The 21267-nt window shown below is 72.2% G+C and carries 19 protein-coding genes and 1 tRNA gene; 12 read left to right on the forward strand and 8 right to left on the reverse strand.

The window, feature by feature from the left end:
- Positions 1 to 21: 21 nt before the first annotated feature.
- The 4 genes from thrC to argS all read right to left on the reverse strand — a co-directional run bounded on the left by thrC (position 22) and on the right by argS (position 5598).
- On the reverse strand, positions 22 to 1071 hold the full coding sequence (gene thrC, locus NMK34_RS25405) for a threonine synthase (RefSeq protein ID WP_318335498.1): 1050 nt from the start codon (positions 1069 to 1071) through the stop codon (positions 22 to 24).
- Positions 1072 to 1183: 112 nt separating this feature from the next.
- The gene (locus NMK34_RS25410; RefSeq protein WP_318335499.1) at positions 1184 to 2488 is read right to left on the reverse strand and encodes a homoserine dehydrogenase; all 1305 of its coding nucleotides are present in this window, start codon (positions 2486 to 2488) and stop codon (positions 1184 to 1186) included.
- A complete protein-coding gene (gene lysA / locus NMK34_RS25415; RefSeq protein ID WP_318335500.1) occupies positions 2485 to 3870 on the reverse strand; it encodes a diaminopimelate decarboxylase in 1386 nt (461 codons plus the stop codon). Before lysA ends, NMK34_RS25410 begins: the two co-directional genes overlap by 4 nt.
- A gap of 60 nt (positions 3871 to 3930) precedes the next feature.
- Entirely contained in the window at positions 3931 to 5598 is a 1668-nt protein-coding gene (gene argS, locus NMK34_RS25420) for an arginine--tRNA ligase (protein WP_318335501.1), read from the reverse strand.
- A 98-nt stretch (positions 5599 to 5696) separates the two neighbouring features.
- Here argS and NMK34_RS25425 point away from each other — a divergent pair, with 98 nt between their 5' ends.
- The 8 genes from NMK34_RS25425 (at position 5697) to NMK34_RS25460 (ending at position 13147) form a co-directional block, all read left to right on the forward strand.
- Positions 5697 to 6533: a DUF3105 domain-containing protein gene (locus NMK34_RS25425; protein ID WP_262013877.1), complete on the forward strand. Its 837-nt coding sequence runs from the start codon at positions 5697 to 5699 to the stop codon at positions 6531 to 6533.
- Positions 6534 to 6543: 10 nt separating this feature from the next.
- Entirely contained in the window at positions 6544 to 7218 is a 675-nt protein-coding gene (locus tag NMK34_RS25430; RefSeq protein ID WP_318335502.1) for a DUF305 domain-containing protein, read from the forward strand.
- A 566-nt stretch (positions 7219 to 7784) separates the two neighbouring features.
- A complete protein-coding gene (locus tag NMK34_RS25435) occupies positions 7785 to 8480 on the forward strand; it encodes a winged helix-turn-helix domain-containing protein (RefSeq protein ID WP_135241822.1) in 696 nt (231 codons plus the stop codon).
- 76 nt (positions 8481 to 8556) lie between these two features.
- Positions 8557 to 8628 (forward strand) — tRNA-Arg (locus NMK34_RS25440).
- A gap of 146 nt (positions 8629 to 8774) precedes the next feature.
- Complete coding sequence (locus NMK34_RS25445; RefSeq protein WP_318336420.1) at positions 8775 to 9170, forward strand: GntR family transcriptional regulator; 396 nt, start codon at positions 8775 to 8777, stop codon at positions 9168 to 9170.
- A complete protein-coding gene (locus NMK34_RS25450; RefSeq protein ID WP_318335503.1) occupies positions 9167 to 10066 on the forward strand; it encodes an ABC transporter ATP-binding protein in 900 nt (299 codons plus the stop codon). The genes NMK34_RS25445 and NMK34_RS25450 overlap by 4 nt, the downstream gene beginning before the upstream one ends.
- Complete coding sequence (locus NMK34_RS25455) at positions 10063 to 11034, forward strand: ABC transporter permease (RefSeq protein ID WP_318335504.1); 972 nt, start codon at positions 10063 to 10065, stop codon at positions 11032 to 11034. Before NMK34_RS25450 ends, NMK34_RS25455 begins: the two co-directional genes overlap by 4 nt.
- Before the next feature lie 115 nt (positions 11035 to 11149).
- Complete coding sequence (locus NMK34_RS25460) at positions 11150 to 13147, forward strand: helix-turn-helix transcriptional regulator (protein WP_318335505.1); 1998 nt, start codon at positions 11150 to 11152, stop codon at positions 13145 to 13147.
- A 61-nt stretch (positions 13148 to 13208) separates the two neighbouring features.
- Here the strand turns inward: NMK34_RS25460 and NMK34_RS25465 are convergent, their stop codons facing one another.
- The gene (locus tag NMK34_RS25465; RefSeq protein ID WP_318335506.1) at positions 13209 to 14333 is read right to left on the reverse strand and encodes a cupin domain-containing protein; all 1125 of its coding nucleotides are present in this window, start codon (positions 14331 to 14333) and stop codon (positions 13209 to 13211) included.
- A gap of 10 nt (positions 14334 to 14343) precedes the next feature.
- Positions 14344 to 14784 carry a hypothetical protein gene (locus NMK34_RS25470; RefSeq protein WP_318335507.1) on the reverse strand — a complete coding sequence of 147 codons (441 nt, stop codon included), beginning with the start codon at positions 14782 to 14784 and terminating at the stop codon, positions 14344 to 14346.
- Between NMK34_RS25470 and NMK34_RS25475 the strand changes: the two genes are divergently transcribed.
- On the forward strand, positions 14777 to 15508 hold the full coding sequence (locus NMK34_RS25475; protein ID WP_318335508.1) for a YoaK family protein: 732 nt from the start codon (positions 14777 to 14779) through the stop codon (positions 15506 to 15508). The two genes, NMK34_RS25470 and NMK34_RS25475, sit on opposite strands and share 8 nt — an antisense overlap.
- Positions 15509 to 15520: 12 nt before the next feature.
- Here the strand turns inward: NMK34_RS25475 and ligD are convergent, their stop codons facing one another.
- Positions 15521 to 16480: a non-homologous end-joining DNA ligase gene (gene ligD, locus NMK34_RS25480; protein ID WP_318335509.1), complete on the reverse strand. Its 960-nt coding sequence runs from the start codon at positions 16478 to 16480 to the stop codon at positions 15521 to 15523.
- An 89-nt stretch (positions 16481 to 16569) separates the two neighbouring features.
- Here ligD and NMK34_RS25485 point away from each other — a divergent pair, with 89 nt between their 5' ends.
- From NMK34_RS25485 to NMK34_RS25495, 3 genes are all read left to right on the forward strand, one after another.
- Positions 16570 to 16971 (forward strand): helix-turn-helix domain-containing protein, encoded by a 402-nt coding sequence (locus NMK34_RS25485; protein WP_318335510.1) that lies wholly within the window; start codon positions 16570 to 16572, stop codon positions 16969 to 16971.
- Between the two features lie 228 nt (positions 16972 to 17199).
- A complete protein-coding gene (locus NMK34_RS25490) occupies positions 17200 to 17745 on the forward strand; it encodes a TetR/AcrR family transcriptional regulator (protein WP_318335511.1) in 546 nt (181 codons plus the stop codon).
- 28 nt (positions 17746 to 17773) lie between these two features.
- Positions 17774 to 19954 (forward strand): MMPL family transporter, encoded by a 2181-nt coding sequence (locus NMK34_RS25495; RefSeq protein WP_318335512.1) that lies wholly within the window; start codon positions 17774 to 17776, stop codon positions 19952 to 19954.
- Between the two features lie 34 nt (positions 19955 to 19988).
- Here NMK34_RS25495 and NMK34_RS25500 read toward each other — a convergent pair whose 3' ends face one another.
- A complete protein-coding gene (locus NMK34_RS25500) occupies positions 19989 to 21245 on the reverse strand; it encodes an erythromycin esterase family protein (protein WP_318335513.1) in 1257 nt (418 codons plus the stop codon).
- Positions 21246 to 21267: the final 22 nt, after the last annotated feature.

Genomic DNA, 21267 nt, shown 5'->3' on the forward strand with positions numbered 1-21267 from the left:
AAGCCGAAGGAGCCGGAGCGATCAGACCAGGTCGAGCGAGCGGGCGGCGGCCAGCGCGTCGTTGGCGATGGTCACCGGCGCCGGCGCGGTGGAGATCGCCCACTCCGGATCCTTCAGGCCGTGCCCGGTGACCGTGCAGACCACCCGCGACCCGGCCGGCACCCGGCCGGCCTCGGCCTGCTGGAGCAGACCGGCGACGCTCGCCGCGCTGCCCAGCTCGACGAAGACGCCCACCTCGCGGGCCAGCAGCCGGTACGCCGACAGGATCTCCCGGTCGGTGACCGCCGAGATCAGGCCGTCCGAGGCGTCCCGCGCGTCGATGGCCTTCGTCCAGCTCGCCGGGTTGCCGATCCGGATGGCGGTGGCGATCGTGGACGGCTCCGGCACCACCTGACCGGTGACGATCGGGGCGGCGCCGGCCGCCTGGAAGCCGTACATCCGGGGTGCCTTCGTGGCCTTGCCGTCGCGCAGGTCCTCGGAGTAGCCCATCCAGTACGCGGTGATGTTGCCGGCGTTGCCGACCGGCAGGCAGTGGATGTCGGGCGCGTCGCCGAGCGCCTCGACGATCTCGAAGGCGGCGGTCTTCTGGCCGTGCAGCCGGTCGATGTTGACGGAGTTGACCAGCGCGACCGGATAGTCCTGGGCGAGCTTGCCGGCGAGCCCGAGGCAGTCGTCGAAGTTGCCCTGCACCTGGAGCAGCTTCGCGCCGTGCACGAGCGCCTGCGCCAGCTTGCCCAGCGCGATCTTGCCCTGCGGCACCAGCACCGCGCAGGTGATCCCGGCCCGGGCCGCGTACGCGGCGGCGGAGGCGCTGGTGTTGCCGGTGGAGGCGCAGATGATCGCCTTGTCACCGGCCTCGACGGCCTTGGAGACCGCGACGGTCATGCCGCGGTCCTTGAACGAGCCGGTCGGGTTGGCGCCCTCGACCTTGAGCCACACGTCCGCGCCGACCCGGGCGGAGAGCACCGGCGCCGGCAGCAGCGGCGTGTTGCCCTCGTGCAGGGTGACGACGGGAGTCGCCTCGGTGACCGGCAGCCGATCCCGGTACGCCTCGATCAGTCCCCGCCACATGTCGTGCTCCTCGCCTCTGTCGCCCCGCTCCGGGGCCTGCCAACAGCGTGGACCAGCCTGCCCGCCCGGCCACCGGCACACCCTGCTCTAACCATCAGGCGGGACGCGTGGGTTACGCGCCGCCCTCCACCCGAAGCACACTCGTCACCGACCTGACGATGTCGAGTCCGCGCAGCTCACGCACGGTGGCCGCGAGCGCGGCGTCGGGCGCGACGTGGGTGACGATCACGAGTTCCGCGTCACCGCCGGCCGGGCCCTGACGGACGGTGGCGATGGACACCTCGTGCCGGGCGAAGACGCCCGCCACCCCGGCCAGCACGCCCGGCCGGTCGGCCACGTCGAGGCTGATGTGGTAGCGGGTGAGCGCCTCGCCCATCGGCCGCACCGGCAGGTCCGCGTACGCCGACTCGCTCGCCGCGTGCACCCCGGCGAGGCGGTTGCGGGCCACCGCCACCACGTCGCCGAGCACCGCGCTGGCGGTGGGCGCGCCACCGGCACCCCGGCCGTAGAACATGAGCTGCCCGGCGGCGTCGGCCTCGACGAAGACCGCGTTGAACGCGTCGCCGACGCTCGCGAGCGGATGCGTCAGCGGGATCATCGCCGGGTGCACCCGGACGTTGACGGTCTCCCGGCCCTGTGCGTCGATGCCCCGGGCGGCGATGCAGAGCAGCTTGATCGTGCAGCCCATCGCCTTGGCGCTGGCCACGTCGGCGGCGGTCACCTCGGTGATGCCCTCGCGGTGCACGTCGGCGGCGGTCACCCGGGTGTGGAACGCCAGCGAGGCGAGGATGGCGGCCTTCGCGGCGGCGTCGAAGCCCTCCACGTCGGCCGTCGGGTCGGCCTCGGCGTACCCCAGCTCGGTGGCCTCCTCCAGCGCCTCGGCGAACCCGGCGCCGGTGGAGTCCATGGCGGAGAGGATGAAGTTCGTGGTGCCGTTCACGATGCCGGTGACCCGGGTGATCCGGTCGCCGTGCAGCGACTCGCGCAGCGGCCGCAGCAGCGGGATGGCCCCGGCGACGCTGGCCTCGTAGTAGAGGTCGGCACCACCCTCGGCGGCGGCGTCGTGCAGCGCGGCGCCGTCCTCGGCGAGCAGCGCCTTGTTGGCGGTGACCACGCTCTTGCCCGCGCGCAGCGCCTCGACCAGCCAGCCGCGGGCCGGCTCGATGCCGCCGACCACCTCGACCACCACGTCCACGTCGTCGCGCTTGATCAGCCCGAGCGCGTCGGTGGTGAACAGCGCCGGGTCGACAGGCAGGTCGCCGCGGTCACGGCCGATCCGGCGTACGGCGATCCCGGCGATCTCCAGCGGGGCGCCGATCCGGGCGGCGAGGTCTTCCGACTGCTCGTGCAGCAGCCGGACCACGTCGCTGCCGACAGTGCCGCAGCCGAGCAGCGCCAAGCGAACCGGTGAGGTCATCCCACATCCAATGCCAGCAGGTCGTCTTCGGTCTCCCGGCGGACGATCAGCCGCGCCCGACCTTCGCGGACGGCGACGACCGGGGGCCGCGGGACATGGTTGTAGTTGCTCGCCATGCTCCGGCAGTAGGCCCCGGTGCCGGGCACCGCGACAAGATCTCCGGGCTGCACGTCAGCGGGCAGGAATTCATCCTTCACCACGATGTCCCCGGACTCACAATGCTTTCCCACCACGCGGGCGAGCATCGGCTGTGCGGCCGACGTGCGGTTCGCCAGCGTGGCCGAGTACGAGGCGTCGTAGAGCGCGGTACGGATGTTGTCGCTCATCCCGCCGTCCACGCTCACGTAGGTGCGCAGGCCATCCACGTCCTTGACGGTCCCGACCCCGTAGAGCGTGAACACGGCCGGGCCGACGATCGCGCGGCCCGGCTCGACCGACAGGTGCGGCACGGCGAGGTTCTCCGCCGCGCACTCACCGTCGACGATCTTGCGCAGGCGCTTCGCCAGGTCGTGCGGCGACGCCGGGTCGTCCTGCGTGGTGTACGCGATACCGAAACCGCCGCCCAGGTCCAGCTCGGGCAGCTCCACGCCCCGGGCGTCGCGGATCTGCGACTGCAGGGCGAGCACCCGGCGGGCGGACACCTCGAAGCCGCTGGCGTCGAAGATCTGCGAGCCGATGTGCGAGTGCAGGCCGCGGAGCTCCAGCACGTCCTCGTCGAGGATCTTGAACGCGGCCGCCGCGGCGGCCCCGCCCGCGAGCGAGAAGCCGAACTTCTGGTCCTCGTGCGCGGTGGCGATGAACTCGTGGGTGTGCGCCTCCACGCCGACGGTGACCCGGACCAGCACCTTCGGGCGTACCCCGCGCTCGCGGGCCAGCTCGGTCAGCCGGTCGATCTCGGTGAACGAGTCGACGATGATCCGGCCCACCCCGGCGTCGACCGCCCGGGTCAGCTCCGCCACCGACTTGTTGTTGCCGTGGAAGCCGATCCGCTCGGGCGGCATCCCGGCCGACAGCGCGGTGGCCAGCTCGCCGCCGGTGCAGACGTCGAGGAACATGCCCTCCTCGTCGATCATCCGGACCACGGCGCGGCACAGGAACGCCTTGCCGGCGTAGTAGACGTCCGCGTCCGGGAAGGCCGCGCGGAACTCGCGGCAGCGCTCGCGCAGGTCGTCCTCGTCCAGCACGTACGCCGGGGTGCCGTACTCGGCAGCCAGGTCGCGGACGTCCAGGCCCGCGACGGTGAGCGCGCCGCCGGGGCCGCGCGTCACGTTGCGCGGCCACAGTTGCGGCACCAGGGCGTTGACGTCCACCGGGGTACGCAGCCACGCCGGCCCCCGGTTGCCGATCTCACCGTGCAGTGCGCCTGCCTCGTGCGCCCGCATGTCTACTCGTCTCCGCTTCGCGACTGCGGGGCTCGCAAGCTCACTCCTCGCGCTCGCACGCTACATCCGCTCCGGCGCGGACACCCCGAGCAGGTGCAGGCCGTTGGCGATGACCACCCGGGTGGCGTCGTTGAGCCAGAGCCGCGCCCGGTGGGTGTCGGTGATCTCCTCGTCGCCCTGCGGGGCGATCCGGCAGTTGTCGTAGAACCGGTGGTACGCCTGCGCGACGCTCTCCTCCAGGTATCGGGCCACCCGGTGCGGCTCGCGCAGCTCGGCGGCGGTCGCCACCACGGCGGGGAACTCGGCGAGCGCCTTGAGCAGCTCGTTCTCCTTGTCGTGGCCGAGCAGCTCCGGCTGGAACGCGGCGGCGTCGCCACGGGTCAGCCCGATCTCGGCCGCGTTGCGGGCCGCACCGGCGGTACGGGCCGCGACGTACTGCACGTAGTAGACCGGGTTGTCGTTCTTGGCCCGGGTCCACAGCTCCACGTCGATGTCGATGGGCGAGTCGGCCGAGTAGCGGGCCAGCGCGTACCGGGCCGCGTCCACGCCGATCGCGTCGACCAGATCCTCCAGCGTGACCACGGTGCCGGCCCGCTTGCTCATCCGCACCGGGGCGCCGTCGCGGACCAGGTTGACCAACTGGCCGATGAGGATCTCCAGGTTGCGCGCCGGGTCGTCGCCGAAGCACGCGGACATCGCCTTCATCCGGCCGATGTAGCCGTGGTGGTCGGCGCCCAGCATGATCACGACCCGGTCGAAGCCGCGCTCCCGCTTGTTCAGGTAGTAGGCGCAGTCGGCGGCGAAGTACGTCCACTCGCCGTTGGACTTGCGCAGCACCCGGTCCTTGTCGTCGCCGAACTCGGTGGTGCGCAGCCAGGTCGCGCCCTCGGACTCGAAGACGTGCCCCTGCTCCCGCAGCCGGTCCAGCGCCGCGTCCAGCGCGCCCCCGTCGTGCAGGTCCTTCTCGTTGAAGTAGGTGTCGAACTCCACCCCGAAGTCGCGCAGCGACGACTTGATCTCGGCGAACATGAGCTGGACGCCCTCGTTCCGGAACACCTCCTGGGCGGCGTCCTCGCTGAGGTCGAGCACGTCCGGCCGCAGCCGGACCACCTCGGCGGCGATCTCCGCGATGTACGCGCCGCCGTAGCCGTCCTCCGGCGCGGGCTCGCCCTTCGCGGCGGCCAGCAGCGACCGGGCGAACCGGTCGATCTGGGAGCCGGCGTCGTTGAAGTAGTACTCCGTGCCCACGTCGGCGCCGGTGGCGCGGAGCAGGCGGCTGAGCGCGTCGCCGACGGCCGCCCAGCGGACCCCGCCGATGTGCACCGGGCCGGTCGGGTTCGCCGAGACGAACTCCAGGTTGATCCGCTGACCGGCGAGGGTGTCGCTGCGTCCGTACGCCGGACCGGCCTCGACGATGACCTTGGCGAGCTGGCCGGCGGCGGCCGCGTCCAGGCGGATGTTCAGGAAGCCGGGACCGGCGATCTCCACCGACTTGATCCCCGGCGCCTTGGCCAGTTCGTCGGCCAGCGCTGTCGCCAGATCCCGCGGCGGTACGCCCACCTTCTTGCTGAGCTGGAGCGCCAGCGTCGAGGCGTAGTCACCGTGATCGGGATTACGGGGTCGCTCGACGGTGGTCTGCGCGGGCAGCGCGGCGCGGTCCAGTCCCCGCTCGTCGAAGACGGCGTGGGCTGCGGCGAGGACGACCTCGGCGAGTTCTGCGGGAGTCACCGAACCATGTTATCGGGGGTAGACTCGGGCACCGCGGAGGCGACCCAGCATGTGAACCGGCCCCGCGCTCCCCTGACCGACCGACCTGACGAGGCACGATGAGCATCAGCACCCCGGGCGGCCCGGAGCGCCGTCCCACCGTGGTCAGCACCGGCAAGAAGCCGGCCGCCGGCCGGCCCGCGGCTGCCGACAAGCCCGCCGCGAAGGCCGGCTCGGGCAAGGCCGGGGGCGGCAAGGGCACGCCACGGCAGGGCGCCGGGGGCAAGGGCCGCAAGCCGGTCGCCCCGGTGAAGGTGAGCCAGGGCCGTTCGTGGGGCCCGATCGCCCTCTTCGTCGCGGTCGGCGTCCTGGCCGTGGGCATCATCGGCGTCGGTGCCTGGGCGGTCTACCAGGGCGGCCAGCCGTGGCAGAAGCGGGCCGAGGCGATCGACGGCATCGTCGACTACCGCGCCAAGGACAAGGACCTGGTCAAGGGCGGCAACCACCAGCCCGGCGCGATCAAGTACGACATCCTCCCGCCGGTCGGCGGCCCGCACAACCAGGCGTGGCAGAACTGCATGGGTGACGTCTACGACGCCCCGATCGCCAACGAGCACGCGGTGCACAGCCTGGAACACGGCACCGTCTGGATCACCTACCGCCCGGACCTGCCCGCCGACCAGGTGGAGAAGCTCCGCAGCAAGGTGCAGGGCAAGGAGAAGACGATGCTCAGCCCGTTCGAAGGGCTGGACAAGCCGATCTCGCTCCAGGCCTGGGGCTACCAGCTCAAGGTCGACAACGCCGACGACGGCCGGATCGACGACTTCATCAAGACCCTGCGGGTGAACGCCTCGATCGAGGGCCCGAACGCGCTCTGCGACCAGGGCGTCACCGCCACCGGCACCACCCCGCGGGACAACCTGCAGAACACCATGCCCCAGCAGCCCACCCAGTGAGGACGCCGCGATGACCGCTCCGGTGACCACCGACAGCGAACTGGACGAGGCTCCGGCCGCCGACCAGGGCGGCCGGGGCGCGGTGCGCCGCTACGGTCTGCTGGCGGTGGCCGCCGCCCTCGTGGCCGGGCTGGTCCTCGGGTACGCGGGCGGTCTGCTCACGCCGACGCTCACCCGTCCGGGTGAGAACTCGGCGGAGGCCGGGTTCGCCCGGGACATGACCGCCCACCACAACCAGGCCGTGGCGATGGGTCTGCTGGCGTTCAGCCAGGGCCAGGATCCGGAGGTACGCCAGGTCGGCGTGGACATCGCCACCGGCCAGCAGGGCGAGATCGGCACGATGCAGACCTGGCTGCGGTCCTGGAAGCTGGACCCGACCGGCGAGCAGGCGCCGATGGCGTGGATGAAGGACGGCGGCGGGTTGGTCAGGAACGGCCTGATGCCGGGTATGGCGACGCCGGAGGAGATGGCGAAGCTGCGCGGCGCGAGCGGTCGCGAGTTCGACGTGCTGTTCCTCCAGATGATGATCCGCCACCACATCGGCGGGGTGCACATGATCGACGGCATCCTCGACGAGGGGCACGACGACGACGTGCTGGCGGTCGCCCAGATCATGAAGAACACCCAGCAGAACGACCTGACGAACCTGAACGCCGCCCTGAAGCGCCTGGGCGGCACGCCGTAACACCCGCCGTACCGCACGATCTCGAGGCCCGGTCCCCTTCCCAGGGGCACCGGGCCTCCCCGTCCCCACACCCGGCCCCGGCCCCGGCCCCGGCCCCGGCGATCTTGCACTTACTGCCCCAGCGCTGCCGGATTCGCCCCGTTGCAGGAGGGCCGCAAGTGCAAGATCGCGGAAGCAGGAAGCAAGGGCGGCCCGGGGTCGGCCCGAAAGAGCATCCTCGCCGCCTCACGCGTGCGCGCTTCCGGTTCCGCGCTTGATCGACACCAGCTCGGGGAGGTGGGGGTATCCCCGCTCTTGATCGACACCAGCTCGGGGAGGTGGTGGGGTCGGGTGGGTGCGATGCAGCCACTTCGGCGAAGTGGAGTCGATCAACAACGGGTGAGGTGCTCGGGCGGGCGGGGCGGTCGAGTGGGGCGGCGTGCCCACGCGAGGGTTGGGTGATGCGGGGTAAGATGTTCCGGTTTGGGTGTTTGTAACGGTTTGGGGTTAAGGGGTCATTGTGGAGGTTGGAGAGTTTTCTACCCACATATCGTGACCAGTTGCGATTCGGGCTCGTTGCCCAAGACGTGGGGGTTGCACTCAGAGACGCAGGGCGGTCGGTGACCAGCTGGTGCCGACGCCACACCATCGGTGGTGACGGAGCGGTGGCAGCCGTCCGTCGCGGACTGCGGCAGGGCGAGCCGGGAACGCTCAGCCGCGAACAGGAACTCGAACTCATCGACGTGCTCCGGGGGGTCCACCCCGACGAGTTCGGCCTCGACGAGGAGCTCTGGACACGACAGAGCCTGACCACCCTCATCGAGCGCCGGTTCGGGCTGGCGATGGACGCCGGCACCGTCGGGGCGTACCTCCGGGCCTGGGGTCTGGGGCCGCGCGAGCCGCGCGAGCGGGCCTGCGGCCTGTGCGTCGGCGCGGTCGAGCGCTGGGTACGCAGCGAGTACCCGGCGATCACGCGGGCGGCCCAGGAGCACGCCGCGGAGGTCTACTGGATCGGCCGGGTACGCCTGCGCGGCACCATGCCCGCCGCCGACGTGGTGTCGGCGGTCTCCTCGCGGGGACGGGTGCGGTTCATGGTGACCACGCCTTCGGTGGACCCGCCGCTACCCCGGGACTTCGTGCTGCGGCTCAGCGGCGCCGAGGAACGCACCGTGCACCTGATCGTGGACGGCTCGTGGCCGCGCAACGAGTGGCCCCGCCGGCTGCCCCGCCGGGTCGTGCTGCACCCGCTGCCGAGCTGCGGTCGCGCCGTCGCCGCGGCCTGATCCGTCGAAGATCGACTCGCGGGGGTACCGATTCGGTGATCCGGGAGGGGGTTTGCTACTCTTCTCGGGTCGCTGAGCCCCCGTAGCTCAGGGGATAGAGCACCGCCCTCCGGAGGCGGGAGCGCAGGTTCGAATCCTGCCGGGGGCACACTTGCCAAGAACTCGCACCAAAAGACCTTCACGAGCCCGACAGCCGCCCTGGCTGCCGGGCTCGTTCCGTTCCCGGACGCGTCCGCTCCCTTGACCGCTCGCCCACTGCTTTACTACGTTACTAGTAAAGCAGTGAGGAGCACCGTGTTCGTCTTCCGGCTCGACACCCACTCCGGCGTGCCGCCGTACCTGCAACTCGTCCAGCAGGTCCGCCAGGCGGTGCTGCTGGGCTTCCTGCAACCCGGTGACCGCCTCCCGCTCATCCGCGAGGTGGTCGAGGACCTGGCGATCAATCCGAACACCGTCGCCAAGGCGTACCGGCAGATGGAGCAGGAGAACCTGGTCACCGGCCGGCCCGGCCAGGGCACGTTCGTCAACGAACAGCAATCGGCCGCGATGTCCGCGTCGACGTACACGTCGCTGCGCCGTGGCCTGGAGACCTGGTTGCGCCGCGCCTACTCGGCCGGCCTCGACGAGCAGGCGGTCGACGCACTGTTCACCTCCGTCCGCCGGCAGACGAGGAACGAGGACGTGGCGTGACGGACACCGGGTTCGCGCTGCGCACCGACCGCGTGGGCAAGCGGTACCGGAAGGGCTGGGCACTGCGCGACTGCACCCTGGCCCTGCCGGCGGGCGGCGTGATCGCCCTGGTCGGGCCGAACGGCGCGGGCAAGACGACGCTGCTGCGCCTGGTCGTCGGGCTGCTGGCACCGAGCACCGGCACGGTGGAGGTCCTCGGCCGGGACGTCACGGCGAGCACCCCGCAGACGTTGTCCCGGATCGGGTTCCTGGCCCAGGACCACCCGCTGTACAAGCGCTTCACCGTCGCCGAGATGCTCCGCTTCGGCCGGTCCTGCAACAGGCGGTTCGACAAGGAGCTGGCCGAGCGCCGGCTGGCGAGGCTCGGCATCCCGCTCGACCGCAGGGCGGGCACGCTCTCCGGCGGGCAGCAGGCCCAGGTCGCGCTGGCCCTGGCCCTGGCGAAGCGGCCGGACCTGCTCGTCCTCGACGAGCCGGTGGCCAGCCTCGACCCACTGGCCCGGCACGAGTTCCTCCAGGTCCTCATGGGCGCGGTGGCCGAGGGCGGGGTGACAGTTTTGTTCTCCTCCCACGTCGTGCACGAGCTGGAGCGCGTCTGCGACCACCTGGTCGTGCTCGACCAGGGCCGGGTCACGCTCACCGGCGACATCGACACCCTCCTCGCCGAGCACCGGCTGCTCGTCGGCCCGCGCACGGCCAACGACCTCGACCGGGCCGGCGCCGTCGTGGAGGCCGTCCACAGCGGCAGGCACACGACCCTGCTGGTACGCGACGGCGGGCTCCCGGCCGCGCCCGGATGGCAGGCCCAGCCGGTCGCGCTGGAGGACCTGGTGCTGGCATACCTGCGCCGGCAGTCCGAGCCGGGCGCCGCGGTCACACCGGGGGTGCCGGCATGACGTGGCTGATCTGGCGTCAGCACCGGGCCGAGGTCTGCGTCCTGGGTCTGCTCGTCGGCCTGTTCGGCGTCGCCCTGCTCGTGCTCGGGACGCAGGCCCACGACCTGTTCCCCGGCGGTCCCGCGCGGTGCGCGGGCCAGGCCGGCGTCGACGCGGCCTGCACGGCCTCCTTCCGCCGGCTCGACGACGAGTACGGGTACGTCGAGAACCTCCTGGCAGCCTTCTACCTGGTCCCCGTGGTCATCAGCGCGTTCCTCGGCGCGCCGCTGCTCGCCCGCGAGCTGGAGGACGGCACCTGGCAGCTCGCCTGGACGCAGGCCGTGCCGCGGATGCGCTGGCTGGCGGCCAAGCTCGTGGCACTCGCAGGCGTCACGGTAGCGCTCACCGGGATGTTCACCGCGGTGCTCACCTGGTTCCGGCAGCCGTTCGACGCGTGGGAGGGGCGGTTCCAGTACGACGCCTTCGACCTGGAGGGACTCGTCCCGGTGGCGTACGCGCTGTTCGCGTTCGGCGTGGCCACCGCCGCGGGGGCGATCCTGCGGCGCAGCCTGCCCGCGTTCGGCGTCGCGTTCGGCGCGTTCCTCGCCGCCCGGATGACCGTGGCGCTGGTGGCCCGTCCCGCGTACGCCACACCGCTCACCACCACGGCGCCGGTCCCCGCCGGCGGTTCGACGGACCGGGCGGGGCACGTGCCGGGCGTCGCCGACTGGGTGATCGAACGCGGCTACGCCGACGCCACCGGGCGCCGTCTGAGCGGGACCGAGTACGCCGAGCTGACGGACGCCGCCGACCGGGCCGGCACGAACCTCAACCAGTTCCTGCACGCGCGCGGCGTCCAGCAGTTCGGCGTCTACCATCCGGCGGACCGGTTCTGGACGTTCCAGCTCATCGAGGCGGCGGTGTTCGTCGCCGTCGCGGCGATCCTGATCGGTCTGGTGGTCTGGCGGGTACGGCGCCGCGTGATCTAGCGGCCCGCGCCGGAGACCCGGAGCCGCCCTCACCTTTGTCCCCCGATTCGGGGATGGGCAGGTCGCGAGCTGGCTAACCTCGCGGTGAACGGGTCGAACCCCAGCACCTGCGAAGGTGAGCCAGTTGCCCGAGACGCCGTTGACCAACCGTCCCAAGATGCACACCGGCGTACCCTCGTCGCTCACCACCGCGCAGCGGTGGGTCCTGCGCGGCGTCGCCGTCGCGGACGCCCCCTGCGGCCTGTGGTTCCTCGAAGCGGTGGCCGGACGCACCGGCAGCACGCCGGACGAGCCGATCGACGCGACGGTGGAGGAGCTGATCGCCCGCGGGTTCCTCGTCGACACCGCGGCCGGGCTGCGGCTGGCCTCGATCGCGCTGCGCGACGACGTCCTGCGGGACACGACGGCCTCGGTGCGCCAGGCGCTGCGCGAGACGGCCGCCGAGGTGCTCGCCGACGCCGGGCGCGCCGCCCAGGCCGCCCGGCAGCTCCTGCGGGTCCTGCCGGCGGTGAGCCGGTCCGCCCGGGCGCTCGCCACGCGCCTGGCGGCCGACCCGGCGGTCGGACCCAGCCTCGCCGCGGACCTGCTGCTGGCCGCCCCGGCACCCGGCCCGGCCGACGAGCGCCTGGCCTGGCTGGTCGACGTCGCCGACAACCTCTACCTGGCCGGCCGGGTGGACGAGACGCTGCGCATGCTGCACCGGGAGGTCGCCGCCGACAGGTACGGGCCACGGCAGCGGGCGATGCTGCTCGGACGGCTCGGGGCCTACTACGCGACGCAGCGCCCCTCGCTGTCCCTGACGTACCTCGGTCGGGCGCTCAACCAGGAGCTGGATGCCGCCGGGCGGAGCTGGACGCTCACCATGCTGGCGTCGCAGGCGGCGCGGTTCGGGCATCCAGACGCCGCCGAGCTGGTGGCGGCGGCGGAGCGGGCGCACGAACGCAGCCCTTCCCCCGGCGGCGGTATCCGGCTGGCCCTGGCGAACGCGTCCCGGGCCACCGCCACCGGCGACCTGCCCCGCGCCGCGCGGATCCTGCGGGAGGTGGACGCGGGCGAGCCGGCCGCCCGTACGCAGGCGATCTTCCTGCGCGTCGACCGGGTGGCGAACCAGATCGCGCTCGGCCGGTACGTCGACGCGGCGACCGCGCTGGACGGCGTCGCCGCCGAGATCGACACGCTGGGTGCGGTGGCGCAGCCGCTGGTGACCGCGCTGGACTGCGTCCTGCGGCTGACGACCGGCGAACTGGCCGAGGCCGAGGCCCGGGCCCGGCTCGCGCTGACCGGACGCGGTGGCGCCCTGCCGGCGCAGGCACGGGTGGATCTGCTCGCCACTGTCGTGGAGGTGCTGCTGCGCCGGGGCGAGGTGGCCGCAGCCCGGGAGCTGCTGGCGGACGAGCGCCCCGTCGTGGGCTGGCCCGACGACATGCAGTGGTTCCGGCTGGGCTGCGCCGCCGCCAGCGACCCGGAACCGGGCCGGCACGCCGCGCTCCTGGAGGCCGCGTTCGCCATGCCGGACCGCTCGATGGCTCCCCTGCTGCTGGTGCCGCACCACGGCCCGCGACTGGTCCGCGCGGCGCTGGCGCTGCGTGACCGGCACCGCGCCGAGGCCCTCGCCGACCACCTGAAGCGGGCCGCCGGGTTGGCGAACAACGCGCTCTGGCGCGGGGTGGCACACCAGGCCGACGGGCTGCTGACCGGCGATCCGGCGGCGCTGCGCGCGGCGGTACGGCTGCTCCGGACCACCTCCGCCCGGCCGGCCCTGGCCGACGCGCTGCACGACCTGGCGCGGTCGCCCGGGCTGCCGCCGGCCGAGACGTTCGACCTGCTGGCCGAGGCCGACGCGATGTACACCCGGATGGGTGCCGGCGGAACGCGGGAGCACGACGGCCCGGCGGGCGACGAGGCCTGCCGTCCGGCCGCGGCCGCGCTGACGCCCGCCGAGGTACGGGTGGCCGAACTGCTCGCGGTCGGCAGGACGAAGCAGGAGGCGGCCCGGGATCTGTTCGTCTCGTTCCACACCGTCGACACCCACCTGCGGTCGATCTACGCGAAGCTCGGCGTCCACAACCGGGTGGAGCTGGCGCTGGTCTGGGAGTCGCGGGACGAAGGTTGAGGAATGCGGCGCGGAGCGCGGACACCACAGGGTCGCGGCGTCCGCGCTCGGCATCGCGTCCTCAGTGCCGTTGCAGCGGGCTCTTCGTCTTCGGAAGCGCCTCGACCAGCTCGCGCGGCACGTTGATCGTGTCCGCGACCACCTCCGGCGGGATGTTCGCCAGCCACTGCGCGAGGGACACGTCCTCGAACTTCGCGGTCCGGAACAGCTCCAGGTAGACGAAGGGCTTGTCACCGATGTTCTCGATGTAGTGACCCATCGAGATCGGCACGTAGCCGACGTCGCCGGTCTCCATGTTGAAGGTGCGCGCGGTGCCGTGGTTGGCGAAGACGCCCATGCGTCCCTTGCCCGAGATCACGTACTGCATCTCCGCGCCGTTGGGGTGCCAGTGCAGTTCCCGCATCGCGCCGGGTTCGATCTCCACCATGGCGACCGTGGTGGTGATCGCCGCGGCGAAGTTGCTCGAGTCGGCGATGCGTACGCTGCCGCCCTCGAACTTCTCCGGCGTCTGGGCGAGCAGGCTGTGCTTGAACGTCCGGGGCACGTCGCCGGTGGGGCTGAAGACCCGGTCCTCGGCCAGCGGCGGCGGGCTCTGCCCCGGGAAGATGTACCGCTCGGACTCGGGCGGGAAGTTGGCCATCTGCTGCATCGTCCAGCCGAAGTTCTTGGCGATGACCTCCTTCGGCACGTGCGAGAAGAAGTCCGTGAGCTGGAACGTGGCGTCCTCGGAGTAGCAGCCGTCGTCGAAGACGAGCAGGAACTCCACGCCCTCGTCGTGCGCCTGGATGTGGTGCGGGATGCCGGCCGGGAAGTACCAGAGGTCACCGGCCTTGACGTCCTCCAGGAAGTTGCGGCCCTCCTGGTCCACGGCGGCGATCCGGCAGCTTCCGGTGAGGACGAAGGCCCACTCGGACTGGATGTGCCAGTGCAGTTCCCGGTACGCCCCGGGGTTCAGCTTCATGTTCACGATCGCCAGGTCGTGGGCGATCGGCAGGAGAAGGTTGGTGACCTCCCGGGTCCAGCCGCCGCTCTCCTGCCGGGTGTGCGCCAGCGAGAACGGGAACACCAGGTTCGGCATGAGCCCGTTGTCCGTCGACGGCGGATGCACCAGGTCGGGGTGTGACTGGTCGATCGCCGGATTCCGCGGAACCGTGCCGACCATCTGGTGGTCCTTGGGCGATCCCATTCCGGCACGGTCATTGGATCGGGGCATGACGTATTTCCTTCCGGGTGTGGACCGCCGATTCGGCGGCCCGGGACGGGACGAACAACGCCCGCAGGTGTTCCGGGCCCTGGAAGGCCACCGCGAGCGGAATCGCGACACAGAGGAACAGCGACGCCGCGATGCTCCAGACCGGAGCATTCGTGGCGATCCCGGCGACGGCCAGCGCCGCGATCGAGTAGAACGTGACGCGGATTCTGGCGACGGGGAGCACGAACATGCGCTCGGCCTCCTTCGACTTCGGGTCTCGCCGTCGAGACGCAATTTCGATGCTGCCGAACCGGATCCCCCAGGTGAATAACGCGATCGCGCCATTCACCGGAAAGGACGGGAAACCATTTTCCCGGCACTTCTGCGCATCGCGCGCCGTACCCGTTTCACGGGCGCAGCCAGGGGTAGGGAGGGCGATGTCCAACAACGCGGAGGATCGCTGGCGGGTGGGGGAATACGACTTCCACATGCCCTTTCTGGCACTTGCGCTCTCCACCGGCCTCGCCGGCGTGGTCGACGCCTTCTCGTTCCTCAAGTACAAGGTTTTCGTGGGTATTCAGACCGGCAACGTGGCGTTCGTCGGAATGGGTGCCGCCGATCACTTTCCGCCCTGGCCGGCCGCGGTGGCGTCACTTGTCGCGTTCGGCCTCGGCGGCCTGCTCGGCGCCGGGATCCGCCGCGTGCGCCCGGCCGGCCCGCTCACCCCGCCGGGCATGGAACTGCTCGCCATGCTGGCGCTGCTCGTGCTCTGGGGGCTGGTGGACCGGTCCCTCGACTCGGGACGCGACTCGCTGACCGAGCGCACGATCCTGACCGCGCTGCTGGCGTTCCCGGTCGGCATCCTCGGCGGGCTCGTCGTCCGCACGTTCGGCGTGCAGACCGCCACGTCGTACCAGACCGGCACCGTGCTGCGCACCACGAAGGGCATCGCCGACTGGGTGTTCGAGCCGGAGGGCCGCAGCGCGGCCGGGCGGCTCGCCGCGACCGGCCTGCTCTGCCTGGTCAGCTACGCGATCGGCGGGTTCGTCGGCGCGGCCACCGAGACCCGCCCGATCTGGACGATGATCGTCACCTGGGCGCTGGCCGTGGTGCTCATCGCGTTCACCTGGGGCAAGCGGCCACCGGCGACGGCGACCCGGCGCCGCTGACGCGCAGCGGCGTCACCCGGCCTCGCGGCGGGCCTTGGCACGGCGCTTGCCCTCGTGCATCGCCTGCACCCGGGCCACCGGGATGGTCCGCCCCTGCTCGACCAGGTCCGCCGGCAGGCGCTGCGGCGCGGGCAGCGCCTCCGCCCAGGGATCCCGGTCCCCCAGCAGGCCCGGCACGGTACGCACGGTGAAGTCGGCCGGCCTCGCGCTCTCCAGGTCGGTCCAGCCCACCGGGTACGACACCGGGGCGCCGGGCCGGATCCGAGGGCTGTACGCGGCCACCACCATCGCGCCGTACGCCCGGGTGGAGTCGACGAAGACGCGGCCGCCGCGGTCGGCGACGATGAACGCGGTGGTCGCGGCCGCCGGGTCGAGCCGTTCGGTACGGGCGGCGAGCGCCCGGGTCGCGGCGGCGGCCTCCTCCGCCGTGGTGGCCGGATCCACCGGCACGATCACGTGCAGCCCCTTGGCGCCGCTCGTCTTCACCGCGCCTGCGAGCCCGGCGTCGGCGAGTGCCTGCCGCACCAGCAGCGCGACCCGCACCACGGCGCCGAACGCGTCCCCCTCCGGCGGGTCCAGGTCGAGCACCAGGTGGGAAGGGTGCTCGGGCGCACCGGCGCGGGCCAGCGTCGGGTGGTACTCCACCGCACGCTGGTTGGCGAACCAGAGCAGCGTCCGCCGGTCGTCGCAGAGCGCGTACGAGATGCGCCGGTGCGAAGCCTCCGCCCACACCTCGGTGCGGCGCACCCAGTCGGGCGTGTACTTCGGCAGGTTCTTCTGCATGAACGGTTCCTGGCCGGGCCGCACCCGCAGCACCGACAGCGGCCGGTCCCGCAGTTCCGGCAGGATCCGGTCAGCCATCGCGTCGAGGTAGTCGACCAGGTCGCGTTTGGTCGCCCCGGCGCCGTCGAACAGCGGCTGGTCGAGGTTGGTCAGCGACACTCCGGCCCGGGTCTCGTCGGCGGCGCCCATCGGACCACCATCCCGGGCCGGGCCCGGCTCGGCAACCCCGACATGGCGCCCGGCGCGCCGCACCGGCCGGCACCTGGGACGATCGGGGCGTGGGTGAGGCGGAGGCGGACCGGTGCGGACCGGACGCGGCGGGGCAGGCGAGCGCCTGCACCGTGCGGGAGGCGCTGGACCGGGTCGGCGGCAAGTGGGCCATCGGCATCCTGATCGCCGCCTCGGCCGGCCCGGTCCGCTTCACCGAGCTGGAGCGCCGGGTGGAGGGGATCAGCCGGCGGATGCTCACGCTGACGCTGCGCAACCTGGAGCGGGACGGGCTGCTGGACCGGCACGTGCATCCCACGGTGCCGCCGAAGGTCGAGTACACGGCCACGCCGATGGCCCGGGAGCTGTACGAGTCGCTGGTGGCGCTGACGAGCTGGGCGGAGCGGCACCGCGAGGCGATCAGCGCGGCCCGGGCCGAGTACGACCGCAGGCACGGTGGCCCACCGGCCTGACTCAGTCCCGTACCCGCCCGGCCCAGTTGCTCCGCGCCGAGCTGGACTGGGTACGCGGACTCGTCGCCGACCTGCACTCCGGCGCGCTCACCTGGTCCGGGGAATGGCTTGCCGACTGGACCGGGACATCGGCCTGACCTGCGGAGACAGGAAGTTGTGGCGAACGCCACGCGGCGGATCTGACCGATCGGTCAGCACCTGACCGATCGGTCAGGCATGCTGGAGGACATGGCGCGACCCACCACCGCCACCCACGACGAGCTGCTGGCCGCCGCCGCTCGCCGCTTCGCCGTCACCGGGTACAAGGGCACCTCGCTGCAGGACATCGCCCGCGACGTCGGCTGCTCCAAGGCCACGGTGCTCTACCACTTCGCCAGTAAGGACGCCCTGCTCTGCGAGCTGATGGCCCCGGCCATCACGATGCTGGAGGAGCTGGACGTCCGCATCGCCGCGCACACCGGCGCCGAGGCCCAACGCGTCGCGGCGGAGGGCTTCGTCGACCTGGCGGTCCGCTTCCGCCGGGAGATCGCGTTGCTGCGGGGAGAGTTCCCCGACCTGCTCCAGCAGCCCGCGTTCGCCCACATCCAGCAGATCTCCGAACAACTCATCGCCGCCTTCTCCGGCTTCTCCGACCGTCCGGAGGCACGCGTCGCGGCGCTCGTCGTGCTCGCCGGCATCGCCGAGACCTGCGGCGAGTTCCTGGACATCCCCGACGAACAGCTGCGGCCCGCGCTGCTCGCCGTGGCGTACCGCGCGCTCGAAGTCACCACCTGAACCGAACCTGCGAGGACAAGGAAGGTCCATGGCGACCCTGCTGTACCGGCTCGGCCGGGCATCCCTGCGCCGGCGGCGACTCGTCGCCGTCGTCTGGCTCGTCGTACTCGTCGGACTCGGCCTGGCCGCGGCCACGCTGAAGGGCCCGACGGCGAGCAACTTCACCATGCCGGGCACCGAGTCGCAGAAGGCGATCGACCTGCTCGCCGACCGCTTCCCGGCGGCCAGCGGCGCGACCGGCACCATCGCGATCAAGGCGCCGCAGGACGGCGCGCTGACCTCACCCGCCGGACAGGCGGTGGTCAAGCAGGTCACCGAGGAGGCGGCCACGCTGCCCGGCGTGGTCGGCGCAGTCGACCCGTACCAGGCGCAGGCGCTCACCCCGGACGGCCGGTACGCGCTGATCCAGGTGCAGTTCGCCGGCGGCGCGGACGAGGTCACCGACGAGCAGCGCGACGCGTACGAGAAGGTCGGCGCGCAGGCCGAGGCGCAGGGCTGGCAGATCGCCCCCGGCGGCGAGGTACTGAACGGTGAGCCGGAGGTCGGCTCGACCGAGGCGATCGGCGTGCTGGTCGCGGCGATCGTCCTGGTGATCACGTTCGGTTCGCTCGTGGCGGCCGGGATGACCATGCTGAACGCGCTGATCGGCGTCGGCGTCGGCATGGCCGGTCTGTTCGCGCTCAGCGGCGCGGTCGAACTGACCAGCACCGCGCCGATCCTGGCGCTGATGCTCGGCCTCGCGGTCGGCATCGACTACTCGCTGTTCATCACCTCCCGGCACCGGCAGAACCTGCTCGACGGGCTCTCCCCGGAGGAGGCGGTCGGCCGCGCGGTCGGCACCGCCGGCTCGGCAGTCGTCTTCGCCGGCGCGACGGTCGTGGTGGCGCTCGCCGGCCTGGCCGTGGTGGGCATCCCGTTCCTCACCGTGATGGGTCTGGCCGCCGCCGGCACCGTGACGGTGGCCGTGCTGGTGGCGATCACGCTGGCCCCGGCGCTGCTCGGCTTCGCCGGCCACAAGGTGCTGCCGCGCAAGCTGCGTGACCGCAAGGCGGTCGAGGATCCGACCACCGGCTCGGAGGACCGCTCCGGCTTCGGCTTCCGCTGGGCGCGGTGGGTGACCAAGCTGCGCGTCCCGGTGATCCTGGTCGGCCTGCTCGGCCTCGGCCTGCTCGCGATCCCGGCCCAGGACATGCGCCTGGCGCTGCCGGACGCGTCCGCCGCCGCCGAGGGCACCCCGGCCCGGGTCAGCAGCGACCTGATCCGCGAGGGCTTCGGCCCCGGCTTCACCGGCCGGCTCGCGGTCGTGGTGACCGCGGACTCGCCGCAGGACACGCAGGCCGCCATCCCGCAGGTGACCGCGCTGGTCCAGAAGACCGACGGGGTGCTGGCCGTGGCCCCGCCGCAGGTCGACCCGTCGGGGCGTACCGCGTTGATCGGGGTGATCCCGAAGACCGGCCCGACCGACGAGGCCACTGAGACGGTGGTGCACGACATCCGCAAGCAGGTCTCCGGCATCCAGAACGCCGACGTGCTGCTCACCGGCGTCACCGCTGTCGGCATCGACGTGTCGGAGAAGCTCTCCGACGCGCTGCCGGTCTACCTGCTGCTGGTGGTGGGCCTGTCGATCCTGCTGCTGATGCTGGTGTTCCGGTCGATCCTGGTGCCGGTCAAGGCGGCGCTGGGCTTCCTGCTCACCGTGGCGGCCACGTTCGGCATCACCGTCGCGGTGTTCCAGCAGGGCCACCTGGCCGACCTGGTCGGCCTGGACACCCCGGCCCCGCTGGTCAGCTTCCTGCCGATCCTGCTCATCGGCATCCTGTTCGGCCTGGCCATGGACTACGAGGTCTTCCTGGTCTCCCGGATGCGTGAGGACTTCGTGCACGGCGACACCGCCCAGCAGGCCACCATCAACGGCATGGGGCACGGCGCCCGGGTGGTCACCGCCGCCGCGCTCATCATGATCTCGGTGTTCGGCGGCTTCGTCTTCCTGGAGGACCCGATCATCAAGTCGATGGGCTTCGCGCTCGCGATCGGTGTCGCCATCGACGCCTTCGTGGTCCGGATGACGATCGTGCCGGCGGTGATGTCGTTGCTGAACAACGCCGCCTGGTGGCTGCCGCGCTGGCTGAACAAGATCCTGCCCAACGTGGACGTCGAGGGTGAGGGCCTGCGCGCCCACCTCGCCGAGAAGCAGCACGCGAACGTGTGATCGGTGCGGGTGGGGCCCGTCCGGGCCCCACCCGTCACACACCCGCCGGGTACGTCTCCATCTCGCCCGGCGTCACGGGCGTCGGCAGCGGGTGCAGCGCCGTCGTCTCGTCGCACCAGATGAACGCGTCGTAGCGCTCGCCCAGCCGGGTCGGCACGTAGTTGCCCCAGGACTCGAAGCTCGGGTCGTACACCACCCCGATGGCCCGGTGGTCCGCCTCGCCGGTCACCCACTCCGGCTGGTCGTCGCCGCCGAAGACGAGCACCGCCCGGTCCGGCATCAGCTCGTGCAGCCGGTGCTCCACCGAACCCTCCCGGGCCGGCGGCACCACCATCGTCTCGGCCGGTGAGCCCCAGCGCGGCGCGGCGACCACACTGCCGTGCCAACTGCCGAACCCGATCAGCGCCACCGCGTCCCGGCCGTACCGTTCCCGGCCCAGCTGCCCGATGTTGACCATGCCGTCCGCCGCCATGTCGGTGGCCCGGGCGTCCCCGACATGCGTGTTGTGCGCCCACACGATGCCCCGCGAGTCCGGCCCGTACCGGTCCAGCAGCCGGTCGAGCGTGTCGGCCATGTGGACGTCGCGGACGTTCCACGACTCTGGGCCGCCGCCGACCATGGCCCGGTAGTACCGTTCCGCGCCGGCCACCACCTCCGCGTTCTGCCAGGCCGAGAAGCGGTCCGGGCCGTCCGCGGCGGCCTGTTCCCGGGTACGCGCCAGCAGCCGGACCACCTCCTCCTCGCACCGGGCGGAGACGAACCGGCTGGCCATCGCGTACTCCTCGGGCCGCTTGCCGTACGGCTCGAAGCAGCGGTACGCCTCCTGGGCGGCCTCCAGCGAGGCCGGATCCTCCTCACCGAGGTAGTCGAAGATGGCCTGCATCGACTCCCAGAGGGAATACACGTCCAGCCCGTGGAAGCCGGCCCGCTCCCCCTCGGGGCGTTCCAGGTTCCACGCCCGCAGCCAGCGGCAGAAGCGGGCCACCTCGGCGTTCGCCCACATCCAGGTGGGCCAGCGTTCGAACCGTTCCAGCGCCACCAGCGGATCGGCCAGCCCGCCCGGCGCGCCGACCACCGACCGGTGCACCCGGTCGCAGTCCGGCCAGTCCCCCTCCACCGCCACGAAGTCGAACCCCTGTTCGGCGATGAGCCGCCGGGTCAGCTGCTCCCGCAGCCGGTAGTAGTCGTAGCTGCCGTGCGTCGCCTCGCCGATCATCACCACCCGGGCGTCCCGTACGCGGTCCAGCAAGGGGTCGAAGTCGCTCGGCGCGCCGAGCCGCTGTACCAGCATGTCCGCGGCTACCCGGGGCCCG

This window comes from Micromonospora sp. BRA006-A (genome assembly GCF_033433935.1).
Lineage (GTDB): Bacteria > Actinomycetota > Actinomycetes > Mycobacteriales > Micromonosporaceae > Micromonospora > Micromonospora aurantiaca.